Origin of the sequence: Photobacterium sp. DA100 (genome assembly GCF_029223585.1) — a bacterium.
GTDB lineage: Bacteria > Pseudomonadota > Gammaproteobacteria > Enterobacterales > Vibrionaceae > Photobacterium.
The window spans coordinates 1044061-1055989 of the sequence record NZ_CP119423.1 but is presented as its reverse complement, the minus strand read 5'-3'; the positions used below and the strand labels follow the sequence as shown (position 1 = coordinate 1055989).

General features: G+C 52.3%; 10 protein-coding genes and 1 tRNA gene. 4 read left to right on the top strand and 7 right to left on the bottom strand.

Annotated elements, in window-relative coordinates; genetic code table 11:
• Nucleotides 1-230 precede the first annotated feature (230 nt).
• Nucleotides 231-749, top strand: coding sequence for a disulfide bond formation protein DsbB (gene dsbB / locus PTW35_RS05310; RefSeq protein ID WP_281026815.1), 519 nt, complete (start codon nt 231-233; stop codon nt 747-749).
• A gap of 10 nt (nt 750-759) precedes the next feature.
• On the opposite strand, the gene PTW35_RS05305 is transcribed toward dsbB, so the two are convergent.
• Nucleotides 760-1491, bottom strand: coding sequence for a PHP domain-containing protein (locus PTW35_RS05305; RefSeq protein WP_281026814.1), 732 nt, complete (start codon nt 1489-1491; stop codon nt 760-762).
• Nucleotides 1492-1655: 164 nt separating this feature from the next.
• On the opposite strand from PTW35_RS05305, the gene PTW35_RS05300 reads away from it, so the two are divergent.
• Nucleotides 1656-4148, top strand: coding sequence for an AAA family ATPase (locus tag PTW35_RS05300; RefSeq protein WP_281026813.1), 2493 nt, complete (start codon nt 1656-1658; stop codon nt 4146-4148).
• Nucleotides 4149-4241: 93 nt separating this feature from the next.
• Nucleotides 4242-6041, top strand: coding sequence for an amidohydrolase (locus PTW35_RS05295; protein WP_281026812.1), 1800 nt, complete (start codon nt 4242-4244; stop codon nt 6039-6041).
• An 83-nt stretch (nt 6042-6124) separates the two neighbouring features.
• Here the strand turns inward: PTW35_RS05295 and PTW35_RS05290 are convergent.
• Nucleotides 6125-6212, bottom strand: a tRNA-Ser gene (locus PTW35_RS05290).
• 243 nt (nt 6213-6455) lie between these two features.
• On the opposite strand from PTW35_RS05290, the gene PTW35_RS05285 reads away from it, so the two are divergent.
• Entirely contained in the window at nt 6456-7043 is a 588-nt protein-coding gene (locus tag PTW35_RS05285) for a UPF0149 family protein (protein WP_281026811.1), read from the top strand.
• 49 nt (nt 7044-7092) lie between these two features.
• Here the strand turns inward: PTW35_RS05285 and PTW35_RS05280 are convergent, their stop codons facing one another.
• The 5 genes from PTW35_RS05280 to tolB all read right to left on the bottom strand — a co-directional run bounded on the left by PTW35_RS05280 (nt 7093) and on the right by tolB (nt 11921).
• Nucleotides 7093-7956 (bottom strand): bile acid:sodium symporter family protein, encoded by an 864-nt coding sequence (locus tag PTW35_RS05280; RefSeq protein WP_281026810.1) that lies wholly within the window; start codon nt 7954-7956, stop codon nt 7093-7095.
• A gap of 101 nt (nt 7957-8057) precedes the next feature.
• On the bottom strand, nt 8058-9119 hold the full coding sequence (gene nadA, locus PTW35_RS05275; RefSeq protein ID WP_281026809.1) for a quinolinate synthase NadA: 1062 nt from the start codon (nt 9117-9119) through the stop codon (nt 8058-8060).
• Nucleotides 9120-9239: 120 nt separating this feature from the next.
• Nucleotides 9240-9986 (bottom strand): tol-pal system protein YbgF, encoded by a 747-nt coding sequence (gene ybgF, locus PTW35_RS05270; protein WP_281026808.1) that lies wholly within the window; start codon nt 9984-9986, stop codon nt 9240-9242.
• Nucleotides 9987-10005: 19 nt separating this feature from the next.
• Nucleotides 10006-10536, bottom strand: coding sequence for a peptidoglycan-associated lipoprotein Pal (gene pal, locus PTW35_RS05265; RefSeq protein WP_039459151.1), 531 nt, complete (start codon nt 10534-10536; stop codon nt 10006-10008).
• Nucleotides 10537-10571: 35 nt separating this feature from the next.
• A complete protein-coding gene (gene tolB, locus PTW35_RS05260) occupies nt 10572-11921 on the bottom strand; it encodes a Tol-Pal system beta propeller repeat protein TolB (RefSeq protein WP_281026807.1) in 1350 nt (449 codons plus the stop codon).
• Nucleotides 11922-11929 lie beyond the last annotated feature (8 nt).

The following is an 11929-nucleotide window of genomic DNA, read 5'->3' as shown; positions in this document are numbered from 1 at the left end:
ATTTTTTCAATCTCTGATTGTCTGTATTAAAGCCCTGAATCGTCAGGGCTTTATTGTATTTTTCGTTATTATTTGGTGCTAGTATTTATCTTTTAGCCCTTTCGCTTGATAGAAATTGGCACTTTTTAGGTCATTACAGGCAATGGCTAAGTGCTAAACCTGCTCGCAATGGTGACAGTAAACCGTCCCTGAGCCGATTTAGCAGTTAACCTTTCAATCAGGAACACCGTATGTATTTTTTAAATACTTTTTCGAAGAGCCGCCTTTCGTGGGCGATCTTGCTGGCTTTTATCATCTTTTTTGAAGCCTGTGCCCTATTCTTCCAGCATGCCATGAAACTTGATCCATGTGTCATGTGCATCTACGAGCGCGTTGCCATGATGGGGATCGGTTTTGCCGCTATCCTGGGCATGATTGCACCGAAAAACAACATCATTCGCTGGGCAGGACTCGCCGGCTGGGCTTACAGCTCCTACCAAGGGCTGGCCCTAGCTCAAGAGCATGTCGGCTACCAATTCCCTGAGTTTCCATGGTCAGCAACCTGTGCGCTGGATGTCAACTTCCCGGCCTGGGCTCCGCTCAACCAATGGGTACCTTGGATGTTCGAAGCCTCGGGGGATTGCGGAAAGATTGTATGGCAGTTCCTGGGGCTTTCAATGCCGCAGTGGCTGGAAATCATCTTTGCGGCCAACTTAGTGGCCGTCGCGATTATCGTTGTTGCCCAGTTCCTGGGAACCAAGAAACACTAACCCCAGCAGCTCATTGCCCAGTCCACGACTGGGCAAGCGGTGATACCAACGACTGCCTGTAGAGGCTCTCCAGCATTCGAGGGTGTCGCCTTTCCTCTTGGTCGAGGTAGCGGTAGAAGGACATTAGCTCGCGGGCGATAAGTGCGCTACTGCCGAAGGTTGCCTCCAGCTGATAGGCTCGCCTCACGATCTGCGCATTGATATTTCGGTTCCTCGGAAGCGCATGGTTATAGGTTTCAATGGCATTGACCCTTTTGAGCACATTCTTCATGTAGGGCAAATATTTTAGGTAGTTCTTCTGCGCAAGGCCGTTGATATGGGGTATCGAGAGGTAGCACTCCCTTTCTGCCAACAGATCGAGGTAATAGCCAATGTCCCTGGTCGTCCTCCTTGCCCGGTAACAGTGCTTGTTCTTTTCGACTTCCCCGCTATAGAAAGCCTCCAGCTGCTCCATGGTTCTGAAATAGACCAGAAGCTCGAAGCCATCCTCGCAAACCAGCTCCATCCCCGGAACATTATTCAGCCCTTTATCGCAAGCCGTGGCCGCACCCCGGATATCGTTGTGATCCGTTACCGAAATCAAATGGTTGGTCTCTGTCAAAAAGGCCAGCACAGAAGGCGGAGTCATGATCCGCGGTGAGGCTGTGGTGTGCAAATGGAAATCAAAATAGATGAATTGCCCCCTGGCCTTAATGTCATAGAAGTCAGAGAAAAACTCAGATAGCTGATCAAACTCAATCATAATATTCTGCCTCCCCCTTAAAGATAGGAGAATCCCTCTTATTTGAAAAAGGCAAAGCTCCGCTTCAGGCCTCCCCCCAGCCACAGTCCAACAGTAAGTCAGTAAATTGTGCAATTGGTTAGTATACTTAGCGTTATGTTTTCGATGCCGGATCAGCGAATGCTATGAATGATTTCCCCTCTAAGAAGGCCAATCAACCACGCAAGACGGCGATCTCGGCCCGCCATTCCGCCCATACCGGCCAGGTAACTTCAGCCACCAAGCTGGAGGCCGCCGAGCTCTTCCACCCCTGCGATCCTACCCAGTTTAATTTTGAGACGACAGAGGAGATTGAGCCGGCGGAAAGTCCGGTGGGGCTCGAACGTGCTGTCGAGGCCCTCAAGGTCGGGATTGGGATCCCAGCCCAAGGCTTCAATATCTTTGTCATGGGATCGGCGGGGCTTGGCAAGCACTCGATAACCGAACAACTGCTGGCCCAGCACCTCGACAAAGACAAGCCGCTCTCAGACTGGTGCTACGTCAACAATTTCAACAATAGCAATCAACCTATAGCCCTTGAGCTGCCTGCGGGAATGGGAGGCGTCCTAAAACAAAGCCTCAGCCAACTCATAGCGGAGCTCAGAAAAACCATCCCTTCCTCGCTGCAAAATGAAGAATTCATCCACCATACCGATAAACTGCAAAACGAGCTCAACGACAAGGAAATCGAGGCGTTCCAGTCCATCGAGAAGGTCGCCAAAGAGAAAAGCTGCATCCTCAAGCGTTCGCGCAACGGCTACGTCATTCACCCGGTCAAGGACGGCAAGGTAATCAGCAAAGAGGAGTTCGCCAAGCTTCCCGAAGAGCAGCAAAAGTTCATCGACCAGGCGATCGACGAGTTGAGACTGATGCTGGTCAACCTGCTAAAACAGGTGCCTATCTGGGATCAGGAGATGAGAAGCAAGAAAGATCAGCTGGAGAAGGAGTTCGTTGCCAGTACCCTCGACTACCTTATCGGCCAACTCCCCGAAGACCTCAAGGCTGTCGATTGCGTGGCACGCCATATCGCAGCGCTCAGGCTGCACGTGCTCAATAATATCCCCCTGTTCAACGGCAGCCTAGAAACCGAAGTCAATGAGTACACCGGGCAAAAGCTCAGCGTCAGCCCATTTACCGCCTATGACGTCAATATCATTATTGACAATAGCCAGAGCCCGTCACCTCCGGTCATCTACGAGGACAACCCGACTTATGCCAACTTAATAGGCCGGATCGAGCACAAGGGCGAGCTCGGTACCTTCATTACCAATTTTACTCTGATAAAGCCCGGAGCCTTCCATCGCGCCAACGGCGGTTACCTCATACTCGATGTGATCCAGCTGCTCAATAAGCCTTTCGTCTGGGACCTGTTCAAGCGAACCCTGCAGTCCGGCGAGATCAAGATCCAGCCCCTGGAGCAGCAGCTCAGTGTCACGGCCCTTTCTAGCTTGGAACCCGATGCGATCCCGGTAGACATCAAAGTCATTTTGATCGGCGATCGCATGACCTACTACCTGCTCAAGCGCTACGATCCGGACTTCGGGCAACTGTTCAACATCCAAGCCGACTGCGCCGAGGAAATCAGCCGTACCGCAGGTTCTTGCCAGCTCTACGCTCGCTTTATCCGCTCACTGCAGGCCGGGGCATGCACACGCCATCTTGATCGCACGGCGGTAGCCATGCTGGTCGAATACGCTGCCCGACTGGTCGAAGACGGGGAAAAAATGACCCTGCACCGAGATACACTTAGCGGGATCATCACCGAGGCAAACTACTGGGCCCAGCAACACGATTGTGAGCTGATCACCGCCGCTGCCATTGAGCAGGCCATTGAGGCCCGCGAGTATCGGCGCAGCTATCTCAAAGAATGCATCACCGACAATATCCACCGCGGTATCAGCCAGATTCAGACCCAGGGATCAACCATCGGCCAGATAAACGGCCTGTCGATCATCGCCCTTGACGACAGCCTGTTCGGCCGCCCCAGCCGGATCACCGCAGCCGTCCATCTTGGTACCAGCAGTATTATCGATATTGAGCGGGAAGTGGACTTGAGCGGCCCGAGCCATTCCAAAGGGGTAATGATACTGACGGCTTTCCTGCGCGAACAATACGAACAACAGCAACCGCTGGCTTTTTCGGCCACCCTCACCTTCGAGCAATCCTACGGTATGGTAGACGGAGACAGTGCGTCGGCAGCCGAGCTGTGCGCCCTGCTCTCCGCCATCGCCCAAGTCCCGCTCAAGCAAAACATCGCCGTGACCGGGGCCATCGACCAGCATGGCAACATAGAAGCTATCGGTGGCGTCAACGAAAAAATTGAAGGCTTCTATGATATCTGCAGTGCCAGCGGCCTAACCGGCGAGCAGGGCGTGATCATTCCTCAAACCAACACCGTCCACCTGATGGTGAACCAAAAGGTGCGCCATGCAGTGGCCGAGCAGCAGTTCCATATCTGGACCGTCGAGCATGTCAATCAGGTCATGGCCCTGCTCACAGGGCTGCCGATGGGCCAACCCAACAGCAAAAAGCACTATCCGCCCAACAGCATCAATGGCGCAATCGCTGCCCGCATCAAGCAGATGAACAAGGCGCTGGGCAAAGCGGGGAACGCGGGAAGAGGGACAGCCAAGCGGTGAGTTGAGTAACCCCTTAAGCGAAAGGCGCTTGGATTAAGCTAGACTTTCTACTTATTGCCAAGCTGTTTTTAGCTGTTACCGGAAGGAAATTTCATGAAGGTTTCACTGTTAACATTAATCCTGTGCTCTATCTGCGTTACTGCTTCGGCGACAACGCCGCCCAAACCTTTCGCAGATACCATCTATGCTGGCGGGGAGATCATTACAGTTAACGACGCTGCCCCAAGCTCCGAGGCTATAGCGGTTAAAAATGGTCGAATATTAGCTGTCGGTAGTGAATCAGAACTCATGAAATTACGAGATAAAAATACACGAGTGGTTGATTTAGATGGGAAAACCATGATCCCTGGCTTTATTGACGCCCACGGCCACGTCTTTAATACTGGCATTCAGGCCCTCTCTGCCAACTTACTTGCCGCTCCGGACGGTGCAGTTAATGACATCGCTTCCTTGCAAGAAGAGCTCAAATCCTGGTTTGCCAAACCCGAAAACAGCAAACACGGCATTATTCTAGGCTTTGGCTATGATGATTCGCAGCTAAAAGAGCAAAGGCACCCAACGCGCCAAGAGCTGGATGAGGTATCTAAAGATCTTCCGGTGCTGATTATTCACCAATCGGGGCACTTGGCTACGTTGAATACCAAAGCATTGGAGCTGGCAGGTCTGACGGCACAGAGCACAGACCCGGATGGGGGGAAGATCCGTCGTGAGAGTGACGGCGCAACCCCCAACGGAGTGCTGGAAGAGACGGCCTTCTTTGGTACATTGCTACCGATGTTCGCCAAACTAAGCGCGAAAGAAAACGAAGTGATTTTCAGAGCGGGGATAGATCTCTACGCGAGCTTTGGTTACACCACGGCTCAGGAAGGCCGAGCTTCTACATCGGCAGTTAAAACCATGTACGACCTTGCTCAACGTGAAAAGCTTCCTATCGACGTGGCAGCCTACCCTGATATTCAAGTGGCGCAAGACGTTATCTCCCCTCCTTACTATTCGGCTGAGTACTCAAATGGGTTTCGGGTTGCGGGTGCAAAACTCAACCTTGATGGCTCGCCGCAAGGTAAAACCGCATGGCTAACAGAGCCTTACCTTGTTCCACCTGTCGGTCAGGAGAAAGGGTACAAAGGCTATCCAAGTATGAGCGACGAAAAAGCGGCAGAGCTTATAGAGTTGGCACACACAAATGGATGGCAGTTGCTCACGCATGTCAACGGCGATGCTGCCATCGATCAGCTACTCAATGGCATTGAGGCAAGCGAGAAGAAACACGGTGTCCCAGATCGGGGGTTCGTCGCTATCCACGCCCAAACCGCCCGTAAAGATCAAGTTGAAAGGTTCAAGCGCCTGGGTGTCTTCCCTTCCTTTTTCCCCATGCACACCTTCTACTGGGGAGATTGGCACATGAATTCCGTTTTAGGTAAAGCGCGAGCGGAAAATATCTCCCCAACCGGCTGGGCTCGAGACTTGGGAATGATTTACACCTCCCACCATGATTCTCCGGTCGCTCTGCCTAACTCAATGCGTGTTTACTCTGCGACGGTGAATCGTGTAAGTCGTACCGGTCATGTGCTGGGGCCTAAGCAACGAGTATCGGCGCTTGATGGATTAAAAGCGCAAACATTATGGGCTGCCACACAATACAAGGAAGAGAAAAATAAAGGTTCATTGGAAGTGGGGAAACTCGCAGACTTCACCATTCTGTCTGCAAATCCATTAACCGCCAAGCCAGAATCACTGGCCGACATCAAGGTGCTTGAAACGATAAAAGAAGATCAAACCGTTTACTCAAGTGATCACGAGGTAGCCGCTGGAAGTTGCGTTAGTTCACCACGCTGCCAGGCCATTGCTGCGACGGCAATGATTTCAGCAGGGCTATTGCATCATTCACACTAAGTGAATCGGTAAACGGGAGTTATTGGTTTCAATAAACTCCAGGCATAAAAAAAGACGTCCTAGGACGTCTTTTTTTAAGAAGATGGCGGTGAGGGAGGGATTCGAACCCTCGATACGTTGCCGTATACACACTTTCCAGGCGTGCTCCTTCAGCCACTCGGACACCTCACCAAATTGTATTGCCAAGGCATGTCGCCTCAACAGGGTCGCTACTATAGAGGCTTGGGGGATAAAGGTCAACAAAAAACACAGCACAATCAATCGAGTGCTCACAATTACAGCAAACATCATGATTTACCGGTGAACAGTGCCACCATCTTCACGACCCTGTTACAATACTTCGTATAAATCGTGTTCTTCCAGCGACAGCCTTGCGTTGGACCAACCCAGATATCAAATATACGAGAGCGAATTATGTCTTCTTCTTTACGCACACTGCTGGCGAATCCGCAATTGGCCCAACAGTTACTATCTGAAGCCCAGACCCGTGGTTTTGTGACCGCAATGGCGGCAGCCCCTCACCTGATCAACCCGTCAGAATGGCTAGCATTCATGTGGGGTGGCGAAGAGACTTCACCTTTTGCCAGCCAGGAAGAGCTGGAAGCCTACGCCAATGCGATTGTTGAACTGTGGAACGAAAACCGCGAGTCTCTGCTGGACGGTAGCTGGCAGTGGCCGGAAGGTTGTGCGCTGGATGACAAAGAACTGGTGTCGACAGAAACCCGTGAGTTTGCCGAAGGGCTTCTTCAGGGCTGGCAGCTATCCCGCGATGACTGGGAAACCATTATGCCAGAAGAAAGCGAAAACAACGCTCTGCTTGGCGGCGTACTGCTGTGCTTCAGCCTGCTGTACGATCCGGAGAATGCAATGGAGGCCCTGTCCCAGGAAGGCGCCGATGGCCTAGCCCAGTTCGAGGAAATCTTCACCTCGGTCCCTACCATGTTATCTGGCCTGACAATCCGCGCCTACCAGCTGGTTAGCGAAGGCGACGAAGAAGCATAATCAAAGATTAGGCAAGTAAAAGGCGGTAACCACAGTTACCGCCTTTTTTCTAGCGGGCGAAGAGCGAGCGCGAATGCCCCCGCTGGTAGCGGTAAATCATCACGGCGACCGGAATATTCATCAACACCCCATATAGCAGGGGTGTCAGTGCCAGCTCTGGTTGCTTGAGCTGTACCACCGCGACAAAGATCGCGGTCCCGGCATTTTGGATCCCCACTTCGATTGCCAGAGTCTTGGTCAATACCTCCCCCCCTTTAAGCCAAAAGGCAACGACTACACCCAGCGCCATACCCAACAGGCATAGGGCAATGGCAACGACAGAAACCGTGGAGAACAACTGCTGGAACACCTTGGTGTTGGCCGCTAAGGTAATTGCAACCGTGAACATCAACACCCAGATTGACGAACGCCCCGCCCATTTAGCAAAACGCCCATACCCCTTGCCACGGCCAAAATGATGGCACAGCATGCCGATAGAAACGGGGACCAAGGTAACCATCACCAACTGCAAAATAGCCGTTTTCAACGGCAGTACCAACTGGCTATCACTAAGCACCACGGGAAGTAGTAGAGGTAGGCTAAAAGGGATGATCAAGCTACTCACTGCGGTCATTGAAATGGAAAGCGCGGTATTTCCGCCGCACAAGTGGGTGATCACGTTGGACGATGCCCCACCCGGTGCCAATGCCAGGAGCCACAGGCCAACAGCGACGACTTCCGGCAAACCAAGAGAATGGATCAAGGCCAGGGCAATCAGTGGTAAGCCGATCAACTGGGCTGCCAATCCGGAAAACACAACCCGCGGATAACGCCCTACTCGCTTGAAGTCAGCCAAAGACAGCGTCAAACCGACACAATACATCATCCAAGCCAGCGCAATGGGCAAGGCGACCGTAAGCATTGTCTGTCCCACAGAAAATCTCCTTTATCAAAAGGTTGATTCTAACCAAATATGAGCTGTGTTACATAAAAAAAGAGCGACCCCAGGGTCGCTCTTTTTTGGCAGAGATGGCACTACGCGTTGCCTTTCACGCTGGCCTGCAGCTGGGCAGCAAAGTCCAGCATACGGTTGAGCGGGATCAGCGACTTTTCACGCAGCGATTCATCAACAAAGATTTCGTGCTGCTCGCCACCTTCTCGCAAGCCCTGCTCGATCGCTTTGAGGCCATTCATCGCCATCCACGGACAGTGGGCACAGCTACGGCATGTGGCACCGGCACCGGCTGTCGGCGCTTCAATCAGCTCTTTGCCCGGCACCATTTGTTGCATCTTGAAGAAGATACCCTTGTCCGTAGCCACAATCAGCTGCTGGTTAGGCAGCTCTTTAGCCGCTTTGATCAGCTGGCTGGTCGAGCCTACCGCATCCGCCAGGGCCACAACACTGGCTGGGGATTCTGGATGTACCAAAATCGCGGCATCCGGATACAAGTGTTTCATGTCACGCAAGGCTTTGGCCGAGAACTCGTCATGAACCACACATTCACCCTGCCACAACAGCATTTCGGCACCGGTTTGTTTCTGGATGTACGAACCTAAGTGACGGTCGGGACCCCAGATAATTTTCCTATCTTCGCTGTCTAGGTGCTCAACAATTTCCAGCGCGATACTCGAGGTCACCACCCAGTCGGCACGGGCTTTTACCGCGGCGGAGGTGTTGGCGTAAACTACAACGGTATGGTCTGGATGGGCATCACAGAACTTGCTGAACTCATCAATCGGACAGCCGAGGTCTAGCGAACACTCCGCTTCCAGGGTCGGCATCAATACTCGCTTTTCCGGGGTCAGGATCTTGGCTGACTCACCCATGAAGCGTACGCCACAAATCACCAGCGTCTTGGCCGGGTGCTGGTTACCGAACTTGGCCATTTCCAGCGAGTCACCAACAAACCCTCCGGTCTCTTCCGCCAGCGCCTGGATTTCAGGATCGGTATAGTAGTGGGCCACCAGCACTGCATCTTTTTCCTTCAGCAGTGCCTTGATTTTTGCCTTGTACGCCTGCTGCTCATCAGCGGTTAGCGGAATTGGCTTAGGTGGAAACGGGTAAACCATTTCAGAGGGATCAAATGTTAGACTCATAGCTCGGTTGCTCTATTGCTGTCCATGTACAATCCGCGCATTATACACCGCAAACGTTCAAATAGCATGGATCAAAAAAGGCCGGTCAACCGGCCTTTTGCAATCCATCCGAGCAAACGCTTATAGCTTGTCGAGGTTACTTTGCGCCTGACGCGAACTGGTTGAGTTCGGATAAGCTGAAATAACTTGCTGGTAGTATTTCTTCGCCTCTGCGGTTTTCTTGCTCCGCTCGGCAATAATACCGAGTTTCAGCAACGCATCGGCTCGCTTGTTGGACTTCTCAAAACTGGCCACCGCGGTGAATTGCTCTGCCGCTTCGGGGAGTTGGTTTTGCGTGAAGTAAAGCTGACCAAGCCAGTAATGGGCATTCGGCTTGTAGCTTGATTCAGGGTAGGTAGTAAGAAAGCCTTTGAACGCAGTGATCGCGCCGGTGTAATCCTTCTCCTTCAAGATCAGGTTCACGGCTGATTCATACGCTTCGTTCTCACTCACATTGCTGGAGTATACTTCGCTACTTGCCTTTTCTGATGATTTTTCGTCAGCCGGCTTAGCTTGAGGCTGACGACTGAGGGCATCAATCTCACGATAGAGCTCGCGCTGACGCTCAAGCATCTGGCTTAAATCGTAGCTGTTTCTTTCTACGATACCTCGTAGCTCATCCATTTCGGTTGCCAGCTGATCCAGTTGCCGTTGCATATCCAACTGCACCTGGTTGCGAGCCTCAATCATCCTTTCCAGACGTTCCAGGCTATCGCCCTGCGCACTGCTACCGCTAATTTCAGTAACAGGAGCAGGTGCGGCGACCACCTGGGTCGCCGCACCAACCAGCAACGTAAATGCGAGCTTTCGCATTGTGTTACTGTTCATCGTAATTACCTATGATGGCTTAGTAAACCAGAACCGAACGACGGTTCTTGGCGTAGTCAGCTTCAGTGTGGCCTAGAACTAGAGGCTTTTCTTCACCGTAGCTAACAATTGAGATTTGGCTTGCAGATACGCCTAGCGCCTGTAGGTACTTAGCAACTGCATTGGCACGACGCTCGCCCAGTGCGATGTTGTACTCTGGTGTACCGCGCTCGTCGGCGTGACCTTCCACGATCACTTTAACTTCAGCGTTGTCACGTAGGTACTCAGCGTGAGCGGTCAGCATGTCCTGGTAGTCAGGCTGGATTTCAGCGTTGTCAAACTTGAAGTAGATAGTTTGCTCTTGACGTAGCTGCTGGCTGCGTAGCTCCTGCTCAGAAAGTACTGGCTCTTGCTCAACCGGTGATGTTACTACCGTAGATTGCTCAGTTGTTGAACCTGTGTTGGTCTCTGACGCCGCTGAGCTATCAGTGCTTTCGCTTGAGCTACACGCCGCTAGAGTAAACATTGGCAGCGCAATTGCCAAACCCTTTAAAACTTTGTTCAGTTGCATTTTATTTTCCTTTTTTATTACGAGTTGCAGCTAACTTAGAGGAAAGGTCCCCAGGCAGGAGCCCTCACCCGCCCGTTAGTAGCAGGTAATCTTGCTTTAAATCGCCCATCAATCGACACTAGTGACAGCTCGTTGGACTTATTATTGACCGAGCTGTAAATCACCATGCCGCCATTTGGCGCAATGCTTGGTGATTCATCCAAAAATGTCTTGGTCAGTACCTGTACGGCATTGGTTTTCAAATCTTGCTTGGCAATGTTGTAGCCAGAATCAGACCGATTCACCATAATCAGGTAGCGGCCATCAGGCGTCAATTGACCACCGAGGTTCTGACTTCCTTGCCAAGTCAGGCGCTTAGTCGAACCGTCAGCTAAATTTACTCTATAAATCTGTGGGTTACCACCTCTGTCTGAGGTAAAAATCAAAGAGTCGCCGCTCGGATCCCAAAATGCCTCGGTATTGTTCGCGCGGCCACGGGTGATCTGCTTCAATTCCTTGGTTTCCAGGTCTTTGATATAGATCTGCAAGCTACCACTCTTCGACAGCACAATCGCCAGCTTCTTGCCATCTGGCGAGAAACGCGGGTTACCGTTATGGCGCGGGAACGACGTCACCATTTCACGGGTACCCTTGTAGATATCCATGATAAAGATCTGCGCCTGCTGGTTCTCGAAGCTGACGTAGGCCAACTTGCTGCCATCCGGCGACCAAGACGGCGACATCAACGGCTGCTGTGATTTCAGCACCAAGCGCTCGTTGTAGCCGTCGTAGTCCGCTACGCGCAGCTGGTACGGGTACTGAGCCTTGTCATCAATCACCACATAGGCGATGCGGGTCAGGAACGCCCCTTTCTCGCCCGTCAGCCTTTCGTACACAATATCTGAGATACGGTGGGCATAATGGCGTAGGCGTGACTCTTTGACTGTGGCCCGGTTGTTGATCATCAGGTGATCCTTGGTCAGCACCAGTTCGCCGTTTTCCAAGCCGCGGCTCTGGCCGCTGGTCAGCTGGCCGCGAACCACGTCGATCAGCTGGTAGTTGATGACATAGTTGCCCTGCTCGTTCATGGTCACCGTACCGGTCACCAAGGCATCGACGCCCATTGATGTCCAGGCGTTATAATCGACTTGCTCTTCGCTCGCAGGGGTTTGCGGCATACTGCTGGTCGCGACCGGCGAAAACTTACCGCTTCGGCGCAAATCAGACGCAATGACCGCCGAAATATCGGTCGGCATCTGACCGGCCCCTTCCCACTTGAACGGCACCACACCGATAGGACGGGCCGAGTCCACCCCTTCGGTGATCACCAATTCCAGCTCTGCCTGTGCGATTTGGCTGAAACTCAACAGTGCCACGCACAAGCCCATTAACCAACGTTTCATCATTATTCCTT

What these genes read in the sequence shown, in the direction of transcription:
- PTW35_RS05300 (WP_281026813.1), top strand. Translation starts at nt 1,656, where the DNA reads ATGAATGATTTCCCCTCTAAGAAGGCCAATCAACCACGCAAGACGGCG.
- PTW35_RS05305 (WP_281026814.1), bottom strand. Translation starts at nt 1,491, where the DNA reads ATGATTGAGTTTGATCAGCTATCTGAGTTTTTCTCTGACTTCTATGAC.
- PTW35_RS05285 (WP_281026811.1), top strand. Translation starts at nt 6,456, where the DNA reads ATGTCTTCTTCTTTACGCACACTGCTGGCGAATCCGCAATTGGCCCAA.
- PTW35_RS05295 (WP_281026812.1), top strand. Translation starts at nt 4,242, where the DNA reads ATGAAGGTTTCACTGTTAACATTAATCCTGTGCTCTATCTGCGTTACT.
- pal (WP_039459151.1), bottom strand. Translation starts at nt 10,536, where the DNA reads ATGCAACTGAACAAAGTTTTAAAGGGTTTGGCAATTGCGCTGCCAATG.
- dsbB (WP_281026815.1), top strand. Translation starts at nt 231, where the DNA reads ATGTATTTTTTAAATACTTTTTCGAAGAGCCGCCTTTCGTGGGCGATC.
- tolB (WP_281026807.1), bottom strand. Translation starts at nt 11,921, where the DNA reads ATGATGAAACGTTGGTTAATGGGCTTGTGCGTGGCACTGTTGAGTTTC.
- ybgF (WP_281026808.1), bottom strand. Translation starts at nt 9,986, where the DNA reads ATGAACAGTAACACAATGCGAAAGCTCGCATTTACGTTGCTGGTTGGT.
- nadA (WP_281026809.1), bottom strand. Translation starts at nt 9,119, where the DNA reads ATGAGTCTAACATTTGATCCCTCTGAAATGGTTTACCCGTTTCCACCT.